This is a genomic window from Clostridium sp. LS (assembly GCF_002760435.1).
Classification (GTDB): Bacteria; Bacillota; Clostridia; order Clostridiales; family Clostridiaceae; genus Clostridium.
In genome coordinates this window covers 1-23,959 of record NZ_AUUU01000070.1, presented here as the reverse complement: position 1 = coordinate 23,959, position 23,959 = coordinate 1, and the positions used below count along the sequence as shown (strand labels likewise).

The window sequence follows — 23,959 nt, the reverse complement described above, 5'->3', positions numbered from 1 at the left end:
AGCTAATTCATAATAAGCTGCAACTTCATCCTTACATATTGGACCAAAATCATAAGGACAATTCCATTCGGAATAAATTATTATCTTTCACAAAGGTTTATAAACTTTTGAATTTGTGCTACAATCAAGTGTAAAATTGCATAAGGCACAATTAAATTGATTATAAAATTTATCTGATGTCTAGCCATTATAACGCTTTTTTGAATGCGTTTTAAAATTGGAGGAATATATGAAGAATAAAGATATAGAAATGATGAAAAAATTAATAGAAGAAAAGAAACAAAAAGGGAATAACACTAAAAATAATACAAGACCAAAAAAAGTTATAGGCAGAATGTTATTGCCATGTGGAAAAACAACTCAATAAAACTCTACCTATGAAAAAGCGAGGTAATATTATGATAAAAATTGATAACTTGTCGTACTCATTCCCAAATAAAGATCTCTATAATAATATTTCATTTACTTTAGAAGATGATCAGCATTGTGCTTTTATAGGTTCAAGTGGTATTGGGAAAAGCACGCTGATTGATATAATTATGGATCCAGAAAGATATATGTACGATGGTACCATAGAGATTGATCCGAATTGTAGAATTGGATATGTAAGTCAGTTTCCACAACTAGATAATACAAAGGAAACTACAGTTTTCGAGTATTTAGGTGGAGAATTTATTAAGCTGCAAAATGAAATAGCCTCTATTTGTACTGAAATGGAAACAGCTTCGGATATTGATCCCTTACTAGAAAAGTATCAAGGCGCTTTAGACGCACTTGATGCAATTGGTGGAGATGATTTCGAAAGCATTCTTAATAAAAAATTAAATCTTGCAAACTTAGACTACCTTAAAAATCTAATGGTATCTGAACTTAGTGGTGGAGAGTTTAAGCTTATTCAAGTGATTAAAGAAATGCTTAATGGTCCAAATTTAATAATTATGGATGAACCAGATGTATTTTTAGACTTTGAAAACCTTAATTCTCTTAAAAATCTAATTAATTCTCACAAGGGAATGATGTTAGTTATTACCCACAATAGATATCTACTTAATCATTGTTTTAATAAAATTATTCACCTTGAAAATATGGAGCTCCAGGAGTTTGATGGAAGCTATATTGATTATAACTTCACATTACTTCAAACTAAAATTGAGTTACAAGAACTATCTGCTGCTGATGATGAAGAAATTGAGAGAAACGAACGCATAATCAAAAGACTAAGAGATAGAGCAGAAATTTCAGGTGAAACTGCTGCTGGAAGATACTTAAAAGGTAAAATGAAATTTCTAGAAAGATTAGAAGCTCGTAGAATAAAAACACCTTTTGTTGAAATTAAACAGCCTTATATCCGTTTAACTACTAATAATGCTGTGGAAGAAAAAATAGCTTTAAAAGTTAACAATTATAGTGCTGGCTTTGATGAGATACTTTTAGAAAATGTTAACTTTGAGATTAAGTCTAATGATAAAGTAGCTATTATTGGGTTAAACGGTACTGGAAAAACAACCTTACTCAAGGATATCTATAAAAATAATAATCCTGCTATTGAAATAGATCCAGACATTGAAATAGCTTATTTATCACAAATTCAAGGCGAAATATTAAATGAGTCTAACACAGTCCTTGAAGAATTCCTAGATGCTGGATTTAAAACCTATGACGAGGTTGAAACCTACATTTCAAATTTTGATTTTGAGGAAGAACTACTTAACCAAAAAATAGAATCTTTATCTGGTGGAGAAAAAAATATACTTCAGTTAGCCAAAATTTCTGCAAGCAAAGCAAATATGCTGCTTTTAGATGAGCCAACAAGCCATTTAGATACATATGCACAAATGGCCCTTGAAACAGCCATAAAAAAATATAACGGTGCAATTTTAATGGTCTCACATGATTACTATTCTGTAGTAAACTGCGTAGATTATGTTTTACTTATTGAGGATAAAACAATCAGAAAAATGAACATGAAAAAGTTCAAAAGGATGATTTACGCTAAATACTTTGATAAAGATTATTTAGAAATTGAACAAAAGAAAATGGATTTAGAAATGAAAATAGCTATTTCACTCAGAAATACTGATTTTGAACGTGCAAAAGCTTTATGTGAAGAGCTTGAAGCAATCATTAAATCACTTTAAAGCTTATATTGTTTTACTTAGGAAGTTAGCGAACTAAATTTGTAAGTAAAGCTATATCAGAAGATTTATAAGTATTTTACCACATAAAATAGTATCCATAAATGAGAAAAAGGCACAATTAAAGATATAATCTATTATTTTTGATTGTGCCTAAATTCTTACAAAAAAACAAATTTAAATTCAATAACTATTGACACGCCTCTTATATATATTGATTTTATAAATAGGTCATTAAGTCCTATCCTACCCACTCGATTAAACTTCAATTCATATGAAAAAAAATTACTCAGCTGCTTTAATATGTCTTATTCTATGGTAATGTTAATTTCTTCACCTTTTTCACCACCAAGCATTATATAACCACCACCTGATAATGTCGCAGAATTATTTTTAGTTAATGCACTTTGCTCTGTACACACTCCTTCTTTTGTATATACTAAAAAACCACTATTTTTAGGTAATTCTACTGTGATTTTTTTTCCTTGTAAATTATCATTAACCTTATACCATATATTGTAGCCATTATCTTCTATAGTGCAAACACTCTTCCCTTCTGGTATTTCTTTTAGACCATCTTCACTAATTAATATATTTTCAGCTGCTTTCATATATTCAATGTTATCTTTCTTAAAGAAAGTATAGTCAAAAGTATCTCTTCCAGCTTCTACGGGAACCTCAACAACATTAATGGACTTATTTTCATCTATAATTTTATTAGACAATTGATAACCATTATCTAATTTAACAACCATAAAAGTTGATGCTGCACTCTTTGGTTCACTGTTATACTTATCTGTTAAATCAAAATATTTTTTGTTTTTTCTATTTTCCCAAGCTTTATTTACTTCTGGTGTCAATCTATTTTCTTCTAATTTTTGCCCCCAATATTGAGCAAGAGCTGTTTGTCCCACCCCTGGCAAATTAATATATAAATCCGATCTCAAATAAACCTTATTATCCTTTTCTTCAAAAGTTATTTTTTCACTACCATCTTGATTTAAAAATATTCCTTCACCATTGTAAATATACATCATACTTTTAGTTCTTGGGAAATATAACGACGTACCTAAAATTGTCATTGCACCACTTTCATTCATTTGAACCTTAAAAGTTTGTTGTGATGCTCCATATGTTCCTTCATATTTTTTAATATTCTCACCTATTAAAGTTTTAGTTGGTGTTCCAAAGGATTTGTCAGCTTTAATTTCTTGAATGATGCCTTTCTCCTTTAAAGCCTCAAGCAGCATATTGCAAGCTAATATTTCATCATCCGTATTACTTCCACCTGATGAAGTAACTGCCGCTGTCATATTATATTCAGGTAGTATAACAATAGAACTGTGATAAAATATTGTATCTCCACCTTTTGAAATAGCCTTTATACCATATTGATTAAATGGAAATATATTTGTTCCATCAAAACCAAGTCCATAATTAATTGTAGTATCAGTATTCTCTATGTTATCTAACCATAACCCATTTTTGTATTCTTCACTTCTCATTTCATTAACAGAGTTTACAGAAAGTAATTTGCCTTTCTTTGTGAATATATTTCCAAATTCACATAACTCCTGTGCTGTTGAATATATACCACCTGTGCCAATTACATTTACATTCTCTGGCGGTGTTTCTACTTTAGGTGCTATTGAACTATAAGTTTTTGCGAGCTTATTTCTATCAAAATCATCTTGTGAAGTTTTTGTATTATTCATTCCTAATGGTGTTGTTATGTTTTCATGAATGAATTCTGTAAAACTCTGCCCACTAACTTTTTCAACCACTATTTCTGCAAGTATAAAACCATCATTACAGTACACAGAAAATTTACCAGGCTCAGCATTTAATCTCTCTGATTTTAGTTGTTCTAATAATTTATCATGAGCAGTTGTTTCATTATCCTCGAATAACTCTGCTTTTGGACCTGCAGTTTGCATAATTCCTGATGAATGGTTAAGCAACATTCTAGTTGTTATTTTTTTATATCGCTCATCTTCCATTGTAAAATCCGGAATATAATCTACAACAGGCTTGTCTAAATCAATTTTTTTCATATCTACTAATTTCATTATAGCAGCTGCAGTAAAAGTCTTAGATACTGAACCAATACCGTACATAGTATCACTAGTTATAGGTATATCGCTATTTTTACTGTATACTCCACTGCTTCCTGATACCACAAGCTTACCATTATCCATCATTGCATATTGAACACTTGTTATCCCTTTCTTATAATCATTAACCAATGTGGTTGCCTTTTCTTTTTCATCTGCACTAATTGTAGAATAATCAGAATCAATTTTTCCCGTTGAATTTATTAAATTAAAGACAGATTTCACTTTATTTCCAAATGTTAAAGTAAGTAGTATTACTAGAAATACTACTAAAAGTATTATTGGACGTTTTGATAATTTTTTCATTTAATTTGCCTCCAATTTATTTCTGGTCGTGCAAGGTCTATTATATTATTTTTTAATTTATTCTTATCCACTAATTTCCACATCTGTATTATAAATATAATAATGTAAATAATAAAGCTTAGCAACATAAAGCTTCTAAACTATACACTTCTAAGGCTCAAATGTCATTTTAGTATAACAGCTCGACAAACTAAAATTTGTCTGTTGCGTATTATGCTTATTTAATGTATCAGCGACAAGTTAAATATGGTATGAGCATATCCTAAAAATATTTATTTTTTTCTTATCCAATAGTCATAATATCTCATATTCTGACCTACTAGTGGTTCTGGAGATTTTATGAAATTCATCTTCTTTAGTGCTTCTATTCGATCTATGGCATAAAGTGCAGCCTTTGTTATAATATTAGAGCACCCAAACCAATCATAGAATGGAACTACAATCAATGACATAATTTCATAAAGGGACTGGGTATTTTCATAGTCACTTCTTACATCTAATCTCATTAGCCCACAATTGTTATAGTAGTCTTCCGATTCTCTCCGGAACATTTCAATTGTTCCTATTACTTTGTCGTCTTTCTTATCAACTATTGAAAAACGCACAAAGGCCCTATTCTCATAGTACTCTATTAACCAAAATTTTATAGCATTCTGCATGTACTCTCTTCTTGAACAATAGAAATTATCACCATTACAATTATCACTATTGAAATATGGTAACGCATACTTGTCACTATATACACTGAATAAATCATCTACATCGTTTTCCTCAATTAATCTTACTATAAAATTATCATTTTCTAATATAGGGCATTTTTCATAAATATCCATATTTATTCTCCAATCTTCATCTTATTTTTTTCTGAACATTCTACTTCCAAATACTCACTAAATCGATTCATTTCATTCATTATTACCCTTCGCATCCTATCATCAGGGTGTATATTAGTTTCCCACCACCAGTTTTTAATACTGAAACATCCTGTTTTTCCAATTGGTTCTGGCTCGAATCTTGCGACAAAACGATCATTGTAAATTACAGGTATCACATAATAACCATACTTTCTTTTTGAGACAGGCGTATACACTTCCCATCGATAGGAAAAGTCAAAAACTTTCTCTAGCATAGTTCGATCCCACATAATATTATCTAGGGGTGCTATAAATCGTGCATAATCCTTATGTTCCTTACTATTTGAATAAAAATTCAAATCATTGCAGCCATAAAATATGTTTGTAATTCCATCAATCTGAAAGGCATAAATTGCGTTTTTTTCTACTAACCGATTCAGCACCTTCTTTCGTAATTCCTTATCACTTAAGAAGTGTCCCTGCCATGCACCACCATTCTTATCCCATACTAATCCCAGACTTTGAATTCTCCTTTTCACATACCAATCCAGAAAATCATCTATTGACATGTTATCCAATTTATTAAAATCAGATGGAATAAGCCTCTCAGTTAAGTCAAAATATTTCTGTGTGCCTCTTTTTTTAGCAACACACAGTTCCCCTTTGTTATAGAGAAAATCTAATGCTGCACTTGATAATTTCTTATGTCCCCACCGGCTCTCTCTTACTTCACCAATTGAAATATCTTTTGTTCCAGTTAGTCCATGCTCAAATACAAATGTTTTCACATCATCTAAAATATCAAGTGCTCCCATCTGTCCACGGTATCCCAAAGTCTTCAGAGTTGCACTTGCCTGCTCTTCACGTACTCTTGAAAACTTTGAAAAGTCCTTTGTATTATAAATACACATTTCCTTATCAAATCCATCTACAAGGCTATGTTCCTCATACAATAATGAGTATAAATATTCTGGTCTATATCCCTCTACACGTGCCTGTAAAACAAGGTCCGCATTACGACCAACTACATTAAGCGGATCGTACTGGATACTGCCTAGTCGCAGCATTATTTTTCGAACTCCCTCTATCCCAGTCAGTTTTTCATTCCCATCCAAATTATGATATTGCAACAACATTTTCTTAACTTCATCTCTCTCATAAACATTCACTTCTATTCCTCCTAATTTTTTCGCTCATCACGAATTACAACTTACCGGAGATTGTATTTGTTATGTCCAGAATCTTGAGGGGAACCCTCTAAGACTTTTCCAGAACTTTGCTTTTCCATAGTATTCAAAACAACTTTTAAGATAATCATATGTCAATTCATTATGGTTTTTGTCTTTACTTGCTTTGGTTGTTCATAAACTTCCATATATGTATTATAAATGTAATAGTGTAAAAAATAAAGCTTCTAAACTATACAATTCTAAGGCTCAAATGTCATTTGGGAATGCTTTTAGCAAATCAAACACGTTACTTCGACATGAGCCGACAAATCATTTAGATACCTATTAGCAAATGGTACTTAAAAAGTCATAGAAAAATAATAAATGATTAAAGCTGAGACTTTCTAAATATAAGAAAATCTCAGCTTATTTCTCATAGAATCAAAGGGAAATATGTGACAGCTCTATTGTATAAACAGTAGTGAGTTAATTCATTTAGTTAAATATTCAATTTATTTAGCATATTTATAATAAGGCAACTGAATTGCAATGCCTGTTTCATCAACTTTATAATTTGTACCTTTAAGAGGCGGTGCACCTGAAACTAAATTCATTCCTATAGAATAAATTGCATTTGCATGTTCACGTGGATCTTGCGCCACGGTACCTGTCATAATGCCTTGATTAATTAACTCTTTAGCTTCTGGTAAAGCATCAATTCCGACAACTGGAATATATTTAGATGTACCTCCTTTATTATATCCATATTCTTGAAGTCCTTTAATAGCACCTATTGCCATAGCATCATTATTAGAAATTATTGCTTCAATTTTATCATCGTAAGTTAAAAACATTGATTCGATAGCAGTTCTCCCACACTCTTCTAGAAAATTGCAGGTAGTCGATGTAAGCTCCTGAGTTTTTATTCCTGCTTCATTAATTGCTTGAATTGAATACTTGCTTCTTATGGATGTTATGTTGCTGTCAGATGGACCTTTTAGCATAACATATTGCATTATATTATCCTTATTTTTATCAAAAACTTCTTTATTAGCATTCCAAGCATCAGCAAGGATTTGTCCTTCTAGAGTTCCAGATTGAACAAGATTTGTATCAATAATAAAAGCTTTTGGATAAGTCCTAAGGAAATTTAATATTGACGGAGTTTTATCATGTAAAAGAATTAGTGGAATATTTCTTTGTTGTATTTTAGTGAAAATATCTTGAAGACTGCTTATGGTTTTATTAACAGGACGTAATACAAAAAGGTCAAAGTTTTCATTAAGTGCTTTTTCCATGCTATCATTTTGGATACCTTGATTCCCTTTACCATCAAAAAAAGTAAACTGAACTTTATTATTATTTTCAACCTGAATATCTTCTAAATTTTTTTTAATCTCATACAAAAATAAATCATCAAAGCTACTGATAAATACAGCTACTTTAAGAGGTGCGCCATTAGCTGAGTTTTGCATAGCATGCACACTAAATTGGCTTATATTAAAAATAAATAATATGGCTATAGTAATTGATTGAAGCTTTTTAAATATATTCATTTAAATCCTCCATACATTGTGTTTTCATTAGATTGTATAAATATAGACTCTCTATATTCATAAAATTTATTCATTACTAAACTTAAATAACTTGGACTATATAGAAAACCTTAAAACAAAAAGATGGCTGTGCCACGCTCCTTCGGAGAAATATGTTAAAGTATAAGTAAAAACCATAGAGATTTGCTTTTCTCTATGGTTTTAATTCTATAGTAAATATTATGCTTCATACAATATGTATCAAATTTCGGTTGGTATACGCATAAGTTTAGGTTATAAGTTGGATATCTAAACCTTATGTAAACACAATCAATAAACCAGTCATTATACAAATTCCGAGTATAATACTAATGGAATTAGCTATAGCTGGAATTGGATTATCTGGATCTATCATTTTACTATATACTGCTGATATTGTAGACAAGGGAGAAAATAAAACAACTACAATCATTCGTTTTGCCAAAATTGGAACTGGTAAAAAAGCATAAACAATTAAGCTGAGAATCACATTACCTAAATACCTAATTCCGAGCAATTTAGTAACTGCTTTTGCTTGATTCCTTGTAATATTAATTTCTAATATAATTCCTATCATGAGCATTGCAAGAAATGCATTAGCAGACCCAATCATCGAAGCAATTGTCGTAATTTCTTTGGGAATTGATATTTTTAATGCTGACATAATAAATAAAAATATTAAGACATCAAATGGAACTGTCCTTAATAAGGTCTTTATTAAATTTTTAATATTTAATCTTCCGCTACCATCTACTTCATTTTTAGCCAATGCATAGGATCCCCCAAGCACCATACAAGAATTCCCCATATCAAACATACACATATAAAGAAGAGCTGTGGGTTCAAAAAAACTAGCTGCAAATGGAATCGCAAAGTTACCTACATTATAACCAGAACAATTAATCATCCCTATAGCTTTTTCAACGGTTGAATTTCTACGCTCTATAGCTTTTACAAGAACAATATCAAATAAATTACTAGTTAGACCCACTAAAATAATAATAATTGCTACATAATTTATATTCATACTGCTTGCCCCAGCAATTAATGCCGCTGGCAATGTTATATTCATCACTATCTTGGACAAAAAAAGTCCATCTTCCTTCTTAAAAAAGCCCCTTTTCTTAAGTATATATCCTAGAGCCACAATAAAGATAAATCCTAATGATTTGACCAATACTTCTTTCATTTAAGCCGTCCTTTCATAACAAGCAATTTCCGCTAATTTATTTATAACTAAGGTTAAATCTTGTTTTATTATATCTTCTTTTGATGCATTAAATCAAACATAATAAAAATTAAATTCTTTAGGTACATTCAAAGTGGATCCTTCTAAGACATGTTATTTATTAAAGCTGAGACTTTCTAAATATAAGAAAATCTCAGCTTATTAATCGTTATTTTTCTTTTATAGATAGCTATTAAGATCTATTTGTTCTTTGAACTCCTCTAATCCTACTCTATCTATGTAATCTCCCAATCTTTCCCTGTTAGTTGCATTTTCTCTATATATTTCAATAACTTTTTCTACTAAATCATATACCTTTTCTTCTGAAACACAAAGTGCTATTCTGTCTGCTAATCTTGGCTTAACTCCACCTTTTCCGCCAACATAAAGCATCCATCCTTTTCCACTTCCTATTAATCCTATATCCTTAATTGCACTATCTGCACAACTATGAGGACAGCCGCTTACACCTATTTTTAACTTATTAGGTAATTCCATTCCATGATATAAGCTATCCAATTTTGATCCAACTGTTACTGAATCTTGAAGGCCTCTTTTACAAAAAGTAGTTCCTGGGCATACTTTTATGCTTCTTACACATAAGCCTACTGCAGCACCTGGGTCCATCCCTAGATCCTGCCAAGCATTATCTAAATCCTCTTCCTTTAATCCGACTAATGCAATTCTTTGAGCTCCTGTAACTTTAATAGCTGCTGCATTATACTTTTCAGCTACATCTGCAATATTTCTTAAAATATCTGGAGTTACAATTCCAGCAGTTAAATGTGGAGCAATTGCATATGTTTCCTTATCCCTTTGTACTATTGCTCCTTTTTCTAATAAATCAGTTTTCATCGCGTATCTCTCCTAAATTCAATTTTTAAATATAGATTATTCATATTATTTAATAATTTCTATCAATTATTCTATCATATTTTTATTTCAAACTCTAGCAAAATCATGATATTCAAAATATTCTAAATATATTAAGAAACCTTTAATATATGGTCTATATTAAAGTTAAGTTCTATTTATTTAATATCTTGAATATATATTTCACATTTCCACATAATATAGTTTAGATTACTTAAATACTTAGTTATAGATTATTTATATAATGAAAGGTGGTTAGATTAATGAAAAAATTCGCTCTTATTTTATCCATTTTTTTATTCTTCTCATTTACTTTTAATACATCTACTGCCATGGCTGAAACTAAACAATTTTCTCAAGGTTTCTATACAATGAAAGATTTAGCTTAGTCGAAAATGTTTCCTATAATGTTACAAATCACGAACCTTTCGTCGAAGGTCTATTATTTATCATTGACTCTGATAGAAAGATACAACAACTAATACGAATACCAGCTAACTCTACTGCAAATCCTTTAATACCTCTTAAAAGCGATTACCGTTTTATTATATATAATAATGTTCGTTTAAGTTTCTCATAAAGGGTACCTGTAAGGTGCCTTATTTATTTTGCTGTACACTTTGAAGTTTCATTTTAGGAAGAATGCGTACTAATAATTATACTTATTAACTTTAGTCATTGCATCTTATCCTCCAAGCAGTTCCAAAGATTAATGGATTCTTACTTCGACACCATAGCTGATTATCGGAGAATTATAATCATAAACAATGAGATACTCTTGATTCCTTGGATGGGTGTCAACCACATTGCCGACAAAACCCGCGCTAAAGTAAAAGGTGGTGAAAAGTAGCTATCTTACCCACTTTAAGCCATTTTATTGAATTGAGTTCATAAGCTCAAAGAAATAATTTGATTCTTGGGTTTTATAAAGATTGTACCAGGAATCTAGGGTTTGCGGTAAGAATACATCTAGAATTTTCAATATATGCAAAGCAAATTCAAGGGGAGCTATTCCAGAAGCAGTAACCAAATTTCCATCGGTTACTACACATTCCTGCTTATAATACTTTTCTCCATCATAGCTTGGGCAGACCATTTTAAGATACCCCAAGTCATTGCTTGTATGAGCTCGCTTATCCAGTACTCCCCCCATAGCAAGTCCTATTGTAGCACCACAAATTGCCCCTACAACAATACCTTCCTCTAAATATTTTTCAGCCATTCTTATGATGGGAGCATGAATTGCTTCTGTCCATGTATTCCCACCAGGTAGAATCAAAGCAGCAGTATCATGAGCATTACACTCCTTAAGTTCAATTTCTGGCAATATTTTCAGGCCTCCCATTGTAGTAATAGGGCTCTTAGTAATTCCTACCGTTACTACTTTTAGCGGCATTAATCCCTTTTTGTAGTACCTTCCCGAATTGATTTCAGTGCTTAAATAAGCTATTTCCCAGTCTGCCATTGTATCAAATACATAAAGATATACTGTATTCTTCATTTTCTATTCCTCCACATTCATTTTATTGTTACTATTTATTAGAGGATGTTTGCAAACTCCATCTTGAGCTATTATATATTATCTTCACTGACAAACTCAGTCAGTGAAGATAATGGGCCATCAAATCTTTAAGAATTTCTGCCATAGCATCTTTAAAACTATTTGGTTCAAGCACCTTTATTGATTTACCATATTGAAGTAGAATATGAGGAACATAGGTATTGATTGAGTCTTCATCCATTAAAAAATTAGCTCTGCATTCAGTTCGTTCTATGAGATGATATCCTAAAAACCAATGTGAACAAAGGTCATTCAATGCTTCTGACTTGCCCTCAATTACTAAAGTGCAAAGTCCTACTTGGCTTTCCACATTTGATAATAAGTTTTTTGTAAAAAACTCACGTGCTGAAAAAGCTTCAGGACGGTTAAACGAATTTTTAGTGCTTATAATATTTACTATTCTGTCTACCCTAAAACTACGAATTTCATTCCTAAGATGGCAAAATGCAATAGTATACCATTTATTGTTCCAGTAAAGCATCCCATAGGGGTCAACAACCCTATGCTTAAGATGCCCTTCATAACCTGAACAATATTCAATTTCCATAGAGCATTCATTAGCAACAGCTTGCTCGAGTTCCATTAATATAGGTTTGACAGCTGGATCGCAAATACGGCTGACCACTTCAAATCCGACTAAATGACGATTAAGAGCTTTTTCTTGTTCTTGATTTGAGAACATCTTTAACTTTGATGTTGCACTATTTAGTGCTTCCGTAAAAGGATATCCTGCTTCCATTGCAAAAGTTGCAGCATGTAAAAGTGATTTTTTCTCTTCAATATCAAAAAACAAGGGTGTTCGTATAAAATTGTTATGCAAACTATATCCACCGTTATGACCAGACTCCGATATTATTGGCACTCCACTAACACACAGTGCATCTATATAACGATAAACTGACCTTATGTTTATTTCTAGCCTTTCGGATATTTGCTTTGCAGTTATTTTTGTACCTGAATTCAGCATCCATAAAATTGCTAGCATATTATCATTTTTTGGCATAATGCGCCCCACTTCCCTAGATTTTTAATAGTATCATTTATAAATAAATGTAATGCACCTCATTGCCAAGACATATTTTTCTCATATTAAATTAGCATCTTTAACGCCCTTTGTTTGTTAAAGGGAATCAATGGGGACAGTCCTTTTTCTTCATAATATATAAACTAATACTAACTACAGTTAAATCGTCATAATTTACTATTGTAATTTAACCCTCTTCAACTATAGATTCGATAATTTTATACAACTGTTTTGGGTTTTCAATCATTGCTAAATGACATGCATTATTGACGAATCTCAAATCTATATTCTTTAGTATTTCATCTGTCAAATTCAAGTCATCAATTTTCTTTTCATAATTTGGTAAGTTTCTATCACCATACACCACATAAATTTTTTGCTTTATCTCTTTAACATAACTTGTATAATCAAAATCTTCTTGAATTGCATTGAATAATGTATTTGTATAAAACTCTTTTTCTTTTCGAAACATGTCAAAAATCTCTTTGCCGAATTCCTTTTCGTTTTCTAGGGTCATCAAATTCCGGTAAAATTCATTTGCTGGCTTTAAATTTGTATCTATCATCACTATTTTGTTAAACTTCATTTTGTATATCTCAACAAGTTCCAGAGCAATTATACCTCCTAGGCTATGTCCAATAACTGCATCATAATTATGATTGAAGTTTTCATAAACCCACTTACTAATATCATTAACTTTTTTAGCTTTTAATGTAATCTCATGCGGATACTCTACATAATCAACTTCAAATTTATTTAAATATGGTTTTATCCGGTCCCATATTTTAGTTGTACAATTCACTCCATATAACAATAATAATCTCATTTCTTTATAGCCTCCTTTCTAAAGTCTAATTTTATGTGTGTTATCAAAGTAAATTTTACTCAACACTAATCTACCACTATATATTATTTATAACATATATTTCAATTCATGTATTGTGAAGAATTCATTTAAGAAAAAATTTGCGTTTAAATGAGGCTGTGTGGTGCCTATCTCGTCATCTATCTAACACTTGTTCTATCATCCACGATATCAAAATAAGAATTCCAGCAAAAATAGTTGGCATACGATAAGTATTCCGTTATAATTTTTCTTAAATAATAGTTATTATTACAGGAGATTTTGTATGAATAAAAAGGATACTCGAGAATTAATAAAATAATTTTATAGTTTAGACAAAGAATAAAGAAAAAATTTTGAGGAGGTATTTACATATGATTAAACCTTTATTTTTAGCTCATGGTTCACCTATGATGGCAATTGAGCAAAGCGTATATACTAAATTTTTAAACAGCCTTGGAAACTCTATTAAACCAAAAGCTATAGTTGTGTTCACAGCGCATTGGACAACTGAAACACTTACTATTTCTGCTTCTGATTCTATATATGATACTATGTATGATTTTTATGGATTTCCAGAAGAACTTTATAAAATTAAATATCCTGCAAAAGGTTCCAGTGCTATTGCAGCAAAAATTCAAAATAAATTAATTAATTCAGGTATTGATGTAAAGACTGATTTAACAAGAGGCTTAGATCATGGCGCTTGGACTGTTTTACAACATCTTTATCCAAAAGCTAATATACCTGTTGTTCAAGTTTCTATTAATTATACTCTGCCTATTGAACAGCAAATTAAAATAGGTGATGCTATTAAAGAACTTGCTAATGAAGATATTTTAGTTCTTGGAAGTGGAAATACAGTTCATAATCTAAGATTAGTTGATTTTGATAGCACGACTATTGATTCTTGGGCCAAAGAGTTTGATGATTGGTTGATTGACAAAATAGAAAGCAACGATATAAATGCCCTTAATAACTACAGAAAATATGCGCCCCATGCTAATTTAGCAGTTCCAACTGCTGACCATTTTGTCCCTCTATTTATAGCTTTAGGCAGCAGCTTGGAATTAGCCCCTAAAGTTATATATAGAAATTATCAATTAGGAAACTTAAGTTATCTTTGCTTTGAATTTTAAAAATAACCTTGAGAATAAAACCTTTTAGGCTTTATCTCAAGGTTATTTTCATCTACTATATCTGCCAAGCTTGGTGTTGTAATTGATACAGATATTCATAATACTTAAAATTATATTTACCGAAATAGAAGTAACTTTGTTGTTTCAGTTGGTAGAGATAATTATTCACTAGGGTACTAGTCTTGTTCTATCCCTTGGAATAAGTGTAGTTTTTCTAACATTATCTATATCAAGCAATAATGCAGTTATCCTTTCAAGGCCTATTGCGAGTCCTCCATGAGGGGGCATTCCATATTTAAAATTATCAATATAACTTTCATAATTTGATGGATTTAATCCTTTGTACTTTATATTTTCTATTAATGCATTATATTGATGAATCCTTTGGCCTCCTGTAGTTATTTCAACTCCTCTAAATAATAAGTCAAAACTATGAGTTTCACTTTCTCCACAAGGCATTGTGTACATTGGTCTCTTTTTCCTTGGATAATGGGTTAAAAATATAAAATCACTACCAAAGGCTTCTTTTGCATGTTTACATATTAATTTTTCACCTTCCGGGTCCATGTCTCCCTCTAAGTCCGTTTTATTATATTTTGTTTTTAAAATCTCTAGAGCCTCACTGAACTTTATTCTAGGAATATTATTTTCTATAGCTGGAATTTTCACATCTAGTAACTTAAGATATTTATCTCCCTCAGAGCTTACCTTGTTTAAAATAAATTTTAATAATTCTTCTTCTAAACTCATTATATCCTTCTCATCCTCAATAAAGCCCATTTCTAAATCCATACTAACATATTCATTTAAATGCCTTGTAGTATTATGCTCTTCTGCCCTATATACATGACCAATTTCAAAAACACTTTCAAAGCCAGCGCCTACCATCATTTGTTTATAAAATTGAGGACTTTGTGCTAAATATGCCTGTTTTTCAAAATACTGAACCTTAAATACTTCGGTGCCTCCTTCTGCACCTTCTTCAACAAGTTTTGGAGTCGATATTTCTGTAAAACCTTCCTTAACCAAAAACTTCCTGAAACCATCTACTATAATATTTTGTATTTTAAATATAGAATTAACTTTTTCATGTCTTAAACTAAGCATTCGATTATTTAGCATAATATCTAAATTAACCTCTAGATTTTCCTTATTAATTTCTATGGGAAGCTGTTCATCACAACTTGAAAGCACCTTTATAGTTTCAATATTCAATTCAAAGGAATTTAATTTATTGTTGTTTTCTATAACTCTTCCAATGATACTCACTACAGATTCTAGCTTAATATCAATACCTTTTAATTTTGCATTTTCTACTATGCATTGTACAAGGCCAGTTCTATCTCTTAATATTATAAAAGTTATAGCTTTTAATTTTCTAAGCTTATGAACCCATCCTTTAATTTCTACACTCTCATTTATCTTTTTATTTAATTCATTTATCATTGTTCTTTGCATTTTTTTCACTCCTCAAAATATTGGTATACGATAATAAGGACAAAATTTTATTTCAATCCTTCAAGTAAAAATCAGCCTAAGCTGTAGCTATTATAATAATTGTCTATAAAAAATCCCCTCCAGCTAAAACTTAACTGAAGGGGCGAAAAATCCGCGGTACCACCCTAATTAGCATAAATAATATACATAGTTAAAATTGAAATAATACATAAAATGAACAGGCCTTAATTCATTTTAAATTGAAATACAAAAAGCTTCCACTTCATTATAGAAGTGAAAGCTATACTTCACGGTACCATTCTACTTTGACTAAGTACATAACTTAAGCCATCTTAAATCCCTTTAACGTGGGAATCCGTCTTATCTTACTATTATTTTCAGATAAGCTTCTCCGAGATGTCTTCAATAAAACTTTTCTCATAGAGCTTCCACCATCCTCTACTCGCTTAAGATACTAAGATAATATTTACTATTCTCTTCATAGAATTTGTATATTTATTGTATAGTAGCAATAAAATTCAAACTTGTCAACATTATAACTTAATTAATCAAAATCTTTCTCACTATGCTGGTCTTTTTTATACAAAGCAATTAATTCATATTGTATTCAATCAAAATATAACGTTCATTTCCATCTTGATTAATTTTTTCTATTGTTGCGGTAACTTTATTGCTTAATTTTGGCACTTCATCTCCACTAGCTCTCCACTCATCAATGGTGCCATGAGAATCTCCAGTATAACCACTTGAAGCTGTATAAACACTAACTTCTGCTTTATATTTATTATTTCCTAAATCATATAGCTTATCAATTTGTGAGAAAGTATATGCATCCCCTGAAGCCATTGTAATCTTATAAAGCCCATTTTCAAAAATATATTCACCTGTATTTTTATGTTGATTTACCTTTTTCCCAAAATAATATAAAGCCTTTTCATCAACATCTTCGGCTTTAATGTAACCTTTATCACCCTTTAACTGAATAAGCTTAAAATTATTGATCATGATATGCCCTATTCCAAAAGCTATGAGACTGCTATCATCAAGTTTATCTTTTTCAAAAGATTTTAAATGTACTTCCGAGAAATTACTAAAAAAAGTATCTAACTTCTTTTTTAAATTGGCATCTATCATAACTTCTTTTGAATCTTGATTTGTAGTTTCAACGGGCTTAACTTCCTCTTTGTTACTTGAATTTGGACTAATATTATCCTCACTAGCTGTGTTTTGATTTGAAGGGCTTGTCTCTACTTGTTTAGTTGCTTCCCCACAGCCTGCTAGTAAAGTTAATATCATAGTAACAGTAACTATCTTGTTAAAATATATTACTTTATTCATTTTTCAAATCTCCTTTTAGCTCCTATTAGTTATTTCTTGACATATGGATCTCTCCACTAATTAAGAAATCAAGTTTGCTTACAGCCGTATCTTGTAATTGTATAGCTTCAATTATAAATAATGTTAATGCTTGTTGTCCTAATCTCTCCTTAAAATTATCATCAAAGCTTTGCTGAATAACAATCAGTAAATTTTCTGACGCATATATTTGAGATGAATCATACACTTAAGGAATCGTAATATCATTTAATTGTTTCTTAAAATCACCAGCTATTTGTATAACCTCATCAATTGAATAATTAGATACCTCATTAGGTTTGACCTGTATTTCTGATTTAACATTTGTTTTTATGTATATAAATACTTCTTTATAACTCCCATCATTCAGTCTAATTTTAATATTTTCTCTAAGATATTTAGGAATTTCTTCCCACTGATCGGCAATCCAAATTTCTTCTTGTGTTAATTCTAAGACTTTACCTTGTATAGATTGACCAGCTTTCTCTTTTACATAATAATATCCATCTGAATCTGCATATACTGAGTGATTTTCCAACGTCGCATCAATCATATTAATTTCTCTACTAAATAATATTTTTTGTATTTCTATATCCATTAATGTTCCATATGAAAAAAGGTAAAACTTATTCATCTTTACACCACCCCTTAAAAATATTGCAATTATTTAATTATACCCAATATGACCGTATACAAATCTTTTGACATCTCAAGACCTTGTTTAGTTATACTATTCACTTTATATTAAACATAAAAAATAATTTACTATAATAATTTCTATATAAATCCCTTATTTTTTATATTACTCAAACTAATCCCCTATATTATCTAATTATTCAAATCTTAATTTTTAATATTTCTTTCTTACTTAGTTTTGAGTATTTTCAGCTTTTTATGTTTATTATAGCATATTATTTCCATAACATAATTAAAGCTGAAGCCTTTAAATTCAATGTTTATATATTCAACCTTACACTATAATTATTATTTTTTAGGTAAAATTTTAATAGATAGAATATTCAAAATATTTAGAGTATGGTATAATATTATAAAATATATAAAGGTGGTATGCTTTATGGAAAAATATAGGGATCATGAAATCATCGTAATACAGAATAATGAAAATCAATACCCATATAAGGCAATTGCAAAAATAGGTAATACCGAAATAAAGCATAAGGGACAAAGTGAGTCCGAAGCAATTTCTTTAGTCAAGCAAAGCATCAATAAGTTAAAATCCAAAAATCTACTTTAACTGTGGTAAATGTAAATCCAAAAGAATTAAAATTGTTATATTTAAAATATCAGGTATCGAAGCTACATAAAACCCTCGACTAATGTCGGGGGTTTTACCTATTTAACTGACAAAATTTATTTTGTTTTATAAATTTATCATCTGCCTCTGCTTTAATTCCAAATTCATATACACTACCTGGATTTATGATAGTATATGAAGCTCCTGTATCTACAACAACATTTTTAAGCGATAGTATATTTTCTTTATATCCAATATTCATATTAACAAATAACAATCCATTTTTATATTCTAAGTTTATCAAAATGCACCTCTTAATATTGGCATTTGTACTATATTCATTCATAATTCAGCCTTTGATGTATGAAAAACAAAAGTATCGCCTTTGCATTTAATATATTTTCTTAATGCGAGCCTACACCTCGCTTTCAGCGGTCGCGATTTTTATACTTTCCTAGACATAAAAAAAAGAATTGCATATAATTACAATTCTCTTTAACTTAATAAAGTCAATGGGATATATAATTTGTTCTTTGCATATTTAACAACTTAATTACAGCTTTTATCTCTATCAAACTCTCCAAAATACAATTCTTTAGCTTTATCTAGCTTAGGAAGCATTATTTCTGCATATCCATCTGCATGTGCTGAAAGATCGCTTGTCTGCAATTTTAGTAATCTTTCAAAATTTTCTTTTCCAATGCTATTTAAAGCCGATTCTATTGCATCAATATTAGCTCCAATTTTATCGTCATGAATTTTTATTAAAGTACATACATCCTTTATTATACTTTCCTCATACCCAAGTCTACTTAACACAAGCTTGGAGATTGTATTGCTAACCTCCTGATGTCCAAGATAGCTTGTCTTATCATTTACCTTTTTCTTAACATAAGGCTTTCCAATATCATGGAATAAAGCTGCAAGCTTAAGTATCAAATCATTTTCTACTCCTGCAACTACATGAAGAATATGAATATAAACATTATATTTATGCGCTCTATGCTCATGTTCACATTTATTACATATTATAAGTTCAGGTACTAGTTCTAATATTTCATCTTCATGAGATAAAATTTCTTCTCCTTTAATATTAAGGAGTATACTGCTAAGTTCATTTCTATCATTACTATAACTCATCTAAATCCTCCTAATTTACGAAATACTCTATTTTCTCGCTATTTTGTTACTAAAATTTATAGTAACAAATTACTTTTTAAGATTTATGATATTAAGATTCTTCTTTGTTATAAATAGTAAATTAAATCCTTATAAAATCTCTTAACTTCATAATCCTGCAATCCCGAAACTTGTCCATCTCCAAGTTCCATAACAATCCACTCTCCATCACATTTTTTAGCTATATCAACAGTAAAGAAGTTACTTTTTACACTTTTAAGTTTTTCTAATACTTCATCTACAAACTTAGGGTATTCATCTATCCCTTTACCATCCCAATAACCTATTGTACAAACAACCCTATAGTTAAATATAAATAATCTCAATTCATTTGAAATTAGCATTCCACTCTTTTCATGAAATCCAATTGATTCTAAATGAACAAATTCTCTTAAAACTACGCCTTGGTTTAAATCTTCTCCCTGACCTTTAATAAAATTATTAACTATTTGAAGTGCTTTTTCTATTTCTGAAGCATTTTCAATATAACAGCTTTTATACCATTCATGTTTGCGGGATTTAACGTAATCTTTAACTATTACCGATTCTTCTCCAAATTCTTTTAACATCTCTATGATATCTTTATCATTTGGAATACCATTGCTCCATATTGTTTTCGGTGTTAATCTTTCCAAATGTTTATACCAATTAGGTAAATAATGAGCATTTACATATTCCATAGGGCTATTCATAAGATAATAATTCTTTTCTGCAAGGTTATTATAAAGGCATTCATAATCTTTAGGTTTAAGCATCCACCCTCTATAAATTACGCTGCAATTTTCTTCACTTAAATTTACATTTACTTTACCAAACTCTAGTAAATCTTCATAACTAAATAAAAGCACATTGAACCCATTAGCTTTTGCTTCTTTATATTCTTCTGCATAATCTATATCTGGTTTTCTCTTATTAAGTGGATCGCTGCAAAATAAAAAACTAAAATCATTCTCCATATATCAATTCCTCCTGTAAATCTAAAACTTCATATTAATAGATAGATAATAGTCCTAAAAATTACACTCATCAATTGTATTAGTTAATTCAGCCCACCTTGCAGACAATAGCTTTGCATAGTCTATATCAAATAATCCATAACAGCCCAAAGAATATCCATCATTAACTTCAATTAATAAAGTTTCCCCCTTATCAGTCAAACCAAAATCTATGGCGTACCCCTTTGGTGCAGATTTAAATTGCGCTACAGCATTTTCAACTACCGAAGGATCAAAATGCATTTTCCAATCTCCTCTATATCTTCTAATGTCTAATATTTTTCCATACCAAACAAAACATCTCCACTCCGCAACGAAATTTACAATCTCCGAACAGAAAATATCAGGATCTTCATTGTAGGTGCCACAACCAATTAAATCCTTGGTGCTTCTGACTACTACTCCAGTAAACTTCTTATCTTCAATTGGTTTAATAAAAACATTCCAATTGTCTGGATTATTGGCTATAACACTTAATTTCGTTTTCCAAACTTTTCTTCCTAAATAATTTTTTAATTCTTCTGGGTAATCAATCTCAGGTGTTATAATATTGTACCTGTGCAATGCCATTCTTACATCATCAACAAAGCTTACTATTACATCTTCTTTTGAATTATCCTCTAACTCTTTTATATTTTTAAAGAATTTTATTTCAAATCCCATTTGTTTAAACCCGCTAAATGCTGCAAAAAAATTACGATTTGCCATTTCGTTATCAAAACTTTTTCTTATATAAACTTTCATAAAAACTCACTCTCAATTATCAAATTTTTTATTCTATCTATTTAGTTTTAATTCTTCGAAAGTCATCTTTCTTATAATCTTTATTTTACCATCCCTATCGTCGCAAAATTTAGTACCTGAATCATCTGCTAAAAATGGTTCTCCTTTATCAAAAATTATATCCCAATATTCACTGATATCATCGCCCAAATATGTTCCATCAGTAATTGTCTTACACTGCAATATAATTGATAATTTATATGCAAGATATATATCTATTCTAGCTTCATTTTCTAAGTCTTTTAATGAACTAAATTCTATAATTAACGGGAATTCACTTTTATTTCTTCTTATTTCATAAAATGCTGAAACATCATTTTCCATAAAAGTATCTATTTTTAATCGCCTTAGTATTTCCACAAAATCTTCATACCTTGCCAAATCATATTCATTGCATTCTTTCAAGTTGAATTTCTCTTTTATAAAAGAACATACTCTATTAATATTAATTTCCTTGTCAAAACCTACCCATACAAAATCCATTAATTTTGCCCGCCTAACCTCTAATTATATACATTATAAATATATTTTACCACAAAACCTGCTAAGAAAAGTCAACACTTTTATTGCAGGTTTTTTAAAATAATATTTATATTTGTTTGCATAGCAAACAAACCAACCATATATTCTGCTTGGCTCAAAAAAGAGCTTACTTTAAGTAAACTCTTAGCAAAATACAATATTCTATTTTTCCTATGTTATGTTAGTAAAATTCATAGTCAGAATCTAATGCTCGCTTAAAGGTTATTATCATTGACATAAAATCATTTAACTGAATTTTTAATGCTTCTTCTCCACTTACAAGTAAATTTAATGCTTTTTTATTATAATATAAAATACGATTCTCTCCTGAACTTACGCCTATATATCCTAAATCTACTTCCGAGCATTTGCAACAATCAATAAGCCAACTATGAACTGATAAAGAATTTTCTACTAATCTGGTCATATTCCATCTATTAATTTCAAACTCAAGTTTTGTATAACTATTAAGCATTGTTTCATTAATATTAATTCCATCAATATGTGCTTTTAAATATGGTGTTACATGTCCATAAATGCCACTATCGTCTTTTGATATTTTTGAGTACCCCTCAGTAAAATCCCTATAATTTTTAATACCATTATCTTTTTCCCATTTTCTTTTAATTTCCCAAGTATTCCACCCTTGGAGATATCTTATCACATTATAATCAATATCAAATTCCAAACCGCAGTTTCTTTTATCATCATTATAGGAACCATGAGATTTTATATAGTCATAAACTTTCATCTTTTTATTGCTTGGTATAATAGCTACTATTGACTTATTATCGCTATTTAATGATTCTTTAAATAATGACATCATTGAAATAAAATCATTATATTCCATTTCAATGTGGCTATCCCCATCTAACAATAAATTCACTGATTTATTATCATAATATAATATGCGGCTTCCATATGTCTCCATATCTATGTACCCAAGCTTTGCCTCTACATATTTACAACATTCAATGAGCCAATTATGAACCGACAAAGATATACTGATAAATTGACTCATATCTGATGTTACAGCTGTAATTTTAATTAAACAATGATCTTTACATTGTTTATCATGTATATCAAATCCTCCGATTTCAGCTTGAAATTCTGGTGTAATATTACCATTGCAATTATCATATTCCTTAGGTATCATCCAACAACTATCAAATTCATTTTCTTTAAAACAGCTAAGATCATAATCTTCTTCAAAGCTCTGCATTATTTTCCAATCATCCCAACCCTGAATATATTTTATAACATTATGATCAATGTTAAATTTCAAACTGCAGAAGCTTCTATCATCTCTATAAAATGAGCCATGCAATTTAATATAATCATAAATTTTTTCTTTCTTATTATTTGGTATTAAAATCATCATTGAATAATCCAATCCCACTTATTTCACCTCCTTGTAAACTGTATTTACTCATCTTCAATATATACATTACAATTTTCATCCTTATCTCCTAAATATGAATGTTGGCATTATTCAAGTTAAAAACTAAAAGCATAAAGCACCTTGTCATTTTTACCTATTGGCGGAGCTCCTTCACTAAATCCAATTATCTCTTCATTTTCATCTGTAAC

At 30.0% G+C, this 23,959-nt stretch carries 24 protein-coding genes and 1 other annotated feature; of the genes, 5 read left to right on the top strand and 19 right to left on the bottom strand.

Translation table 11 applies throughout. The annotated features are described in order from the left end of the window. Positions 1 to 229 precede the first annotated feature (229 nt). Both COL3_RS28855 and COL3_RS16565 read left to right on the top strand, forming a co-directional pair. Positions 230 to 367 carry a hypothetical protein gene (locus COL3_RS28855; protein ID WP_008424269.1) on the top strand — a complete coding sequence of 46 codons (138 nt, stop codon included), beginning with the start codon at positions 230 to 232 and terminating at the stop codon, positions 365 to 367. A 31-nt stretch (positions 368 to 398) separates the two neighbouring features. Then, complete coding sequence (locus tag COL3_RS16565; protein WP_008424267.1) at positions 399 to 2,138, top strand: ATP-binding cassette domain-containing protein; 1,740 nt, start codon at positions 399 to 401, stop codon at positions 2,136 to 2,138. A gap of 305 nt (positions 2,139 to 2,443) precedes the next feature. Here the strand turns inward: COL3_RS16565 and COL3_RS16560 are convergent, their stop codons facing one another. From COL3_RS16560 to COL3_RS16535, 6 genes are all read right to left on the bottom strand, one after another. Continuing rightward, complete coding sequence (locus COL3_RS16560; protein WP_008424266.1) at positions 2,444 to 4,555, bottom strand: serine hydrolase domain-containing protein; 2,112 nt, start codon at positions 4,553 to 4,555, stop codon at positions 2,444 to 2,446. Between the two features lie 272 nt (positions 4,556 to 4,827). Continuing rightward, positions 4,828 to 5,388, bottom strand: a complete 561-nt coding sequence (locus COL3_RS16555; RefSeq protein WP_008424265.1) for a hypothetical protein — start codon at positions 5,386 to 5,388, stop codon at positions 4,828 to 4,830. Positions 5,389 to 5,390: 2 nt separating this feature from the next. Further along, positions 5,391 to 6,578 carry a winged helix DNA-binding domain-containing protein gene (locus COL3_RS16550; protein ID WP_008424264.1) on the bottom strand — a complete coding sequence of 396 codons (1,188 nt, stop codon included), beginning with the start codon at positions 6,576 to 6,578 and terminating at the stop codon, positions 5,391 to 5,393. Positions 6,579 to 7,090: 512 nt separating this feature from the next. Next, a complete protein-coding gene (locus COL3_RS16545; RefSeq protein ID WP_008424263.1) occupies positions 7,091 to 8,134 on the bottom strand; it encodes a galactose ABC transporter substrate-binding protein in 1,044 nt (347 codons plus the stop codon). A 295-nt stretch (positions 8,135 to 8,429) separates the two neighbouring features. Next, positions 8,430 to 9,341 (bottom strand): permease, encoded by a 912-nt coding sequence (locus tag COL3_RS16540; protein ID WP_008424262.1) that lies wholly within the window; start codon positions 9,339 to 9,341, stop codon positions 8,430 to 8,432. 219 nt (positions 9,342 to 9,560) lie between these two features. Further along, positions 9,561 to 10,235 carry an NAD(P)/FAD-dependent oxidoreductase gene (locus COL3_RS16535; protein ID WP_008424261.1) on the bottom strand — a complete coding sequence of 225 codons (675 nt, stop codon included), beginning with the start codon at positions 10,233 to 10,235 and terminating at the stop codon, positions 9,561 to 9,563. Between the two features lie 281 nt (positions 10,236 to 10,516). On the opposite strand from COL3_RS16535, the gene COL3_RS29605 reads away from it, so the two are divergent. Beyond that, complete coding sequence (locus COL3_RS29605) at positions 10,517 to 10,642, top strand: hypothetical protein (protein ID WP_008424259.1); 126 nt, start codon at positions 10,517 to 10,519, stop codon at positions 10,640 to 10,642. Positions 10,643 to 11,127: 485 nt separating this feature from the next. Here COL3_RS29605 and COL3_RS16525 read toward each other — a convergent pair whose 3' ends face one another. The 3 genes from COL3_RS16525 to COL3_RS16515 all read right to left on the bottom strand — a co-directional run bounded on the left by COL3_RS16525 (position 11,128) and on the right by COL3_RS16515 (position 13,664). Continuing rightward, a complete protein-coding gene (locus COL3_RS16525) occupies positions 11,128 to 11,754 on the bottom strand; it encodes a type 1 glutamine amidotransferase family protein (protein WP_008424258.1) in 627 nt (208 codons plus the stop codon). A gap of 100 nt (positions 11,755 to 11,854) precedes the next feature. Further along, positions 11,855 to 12,817, bottom strand: a complete 963-nt coding sequence (locus tag COL3_RS16520; RefSeq protein WP_008424256.1) for a WYL domain-containing protein — start codon at positions 12,815 to 12,817, stop codon at positions 11,855 to 11,857. A 208-nt stretch (positions 12,818 to 13,025) separates the two neighbouring features. Next, positions 13,026 to 13,664: an alpha/beta hydrolase gene (locus COL3_RS16515; RefSeq protein ID WP_008424254.1), complete on the bottom strand. Its 639-nt coding sequence runs from the start codon at positions 13,662 to 13,664 to the stop codon at positions 13,026 to 13,028. 392 nt (positions 13,665 to 14,056) lie between these two features. Here COL3_RS16515 and COL3_RS16510 point away from each other — a divergent pair, with 392 nt between their 5' ends. Then, positions 14,057 to 14,821: a class III extradiol ring-cleavage dioxygenase gene (locus tag COL3_RS16510; protein ID WP_008424253.1), complete on the top strand. Its 765-nt coding sequence runs from the start codon at positions 14,057 to 14,059 to the stop codon at positions 14,819 to 14,821. A gap of 168 nt (positions 14,822 to 14,989) precedes the next feature. Here COL3_RS16510 and aspS read toward each other — a convergent pair whose 3' ends face one another. From aspS to COL3_RS16490, 4 genes are all read right to left on the bottom strand, one after another. Continuing rightward, on the bottom strand, positions 14,990 to 16,279 hold the full coding sequence (gene aspS / locus COL3_RS16505; protein ID WP_008424251.1) for an aspartate--tRNA(Asn) ligase: 1,290 nt from the start codon (positions 16,277 to 16,279) through the stop codon (positions 14,990 to 14,992). A 266-nt stretch (positions 16,280 to 16,545) separates the two neighbouring features. Next, positions 16,546 to 16,770, bottom strand: a binding site (T-box leader). 100 nt (positions 16,771 to 16,870) lie between these two features. Beyond that, the gene (locus COL3_RS16500) at positions 16,871 to 17,617 is read right to left on the bottom strand and encodes a hypothetical protein (protein WP_008424250.1); all 747 of its coding nucleotides are present in this window, start codon (positions 17,615 to 17,617) and stop codon (positions 16,871 to 16,873) included. Positions 17,618 to 17,642: 25 nt separating this feature from the next. After that, on the bottom strand, positions 17,643 to 17,843 hold the full coding sequence (locus tag COL3_RS16495) for a hypothetical protein (protein WP_035283479.1): 201 nt from the start codon (positions 17,841 to 17,843) through the stop codon (positions 17,643 to 17,645). Beyond that, positions 17,844 to 18,269: a gamma-glutamylcyclotransferase family protein gene (locus COL3_RS16490; protein WP_008424247.1), complete on the bottom strand. Its 426-nt coding sequence runs from the start codon at positions 18,267 to 18,269 to the stop codon at positions 17,844 to 17,846. Positions 18,270 to 18,710: 441 nt separating this feature from the next. On the opposite strand from COL3_RS16490, the gene COL3_RS16485 reads away from it, so the two are divergent. Further along, positions 18,711 to 18,890 (top strand): hypothetical protein, encoded by a 180-nt coding sequence (locus tag COL3_RS16485; RefSeq protein ID WP_008424246.1) that lies wholly within the window; start codon positions 18,711 to 18,713, stop codon positions 18,888 to 18,890. A gap of 94 nt (positions 18,891 to 18,984) precedes the next feature. Here COL3_RS16485 and COL3_RS16480 read toward each other — a convergent pair whose 3' ends face one another. From COL3_RS16480 to COL3_RS16455, 6 genes are all read right to left on the bottom strand, one after another. Next, the gene (locus tag COL3_RS16480; protein ID WP_008424244.1) at positions 18,985 to 19,236 is read right to left on the bottom strand and encodes a hypothetical protein; all 252 of its coding nucleotides are present in this window, start codon (positions 19,234 to 19,236) and stop codon (positions 18,985 to 18,987) included. Between the two features lie 203 nt (positions 19,237 to 19,439). After that, entirely contained in the window at positions 19,440 to 20,030 is a 591-nt protein-coding gene (locus COL3_RS16475; protein WP_008424242.1) for an HD domain-containing protein, read from the bottom strand. A 107-nt stretch (positions 20,031 to 20,137) separates the two neighbouring features. Next, positions 20,138 to 21,025: an ATP-grasp domain-containing protein gene (locus tag COL3_RS16470; protein WP_008424240.1), complete on the bottom strand. Its 888-nt coding sequence runs from the start codon at positions 21,023 to 21,025 to the stop codon at positions 20,138 to 20,140. Between the two features lie 54 nt (positions 21,026 to 21,079). Beyond that, on the bottom strand, positions 21,080 to 21,808 hold the full coding sequence (locus COL3_RS16465; protein ID WP_008424238.1) for an ATP-grasp domain-containing protein: 729 nt from the start codon (positions 21,806 to 21,808) through the stop codon (positions 21,080 to 21,082). Between the two features lie 33 nt (positions 21,809 to 21,841). After that, entirely contained in the window at positions 21,842 to 22,330 is a 489-nt protein-coding gene (locus tag COL3_RS16460) for a hypothetical protein (RefSeq protein WP_008424235.1), read from the bottom strand. Between the two features lie 220 nt (positions 22,331 to 22,550). Continuing rightward, positions 22,551 to 23,768: a hypothetical protein gene (locus tag COL3_RS16455; RefSeq protein WP_008424233.1), complete on the bottom strand. Its 1,218-nt coding sequence runs from the start codon at positions 23,766 to 23,768 to the stop codon at positions 22,551 to 22,553. Between the last annotated feature and the right edge of the window lie 191 nt (positions 23,769 to 23,959).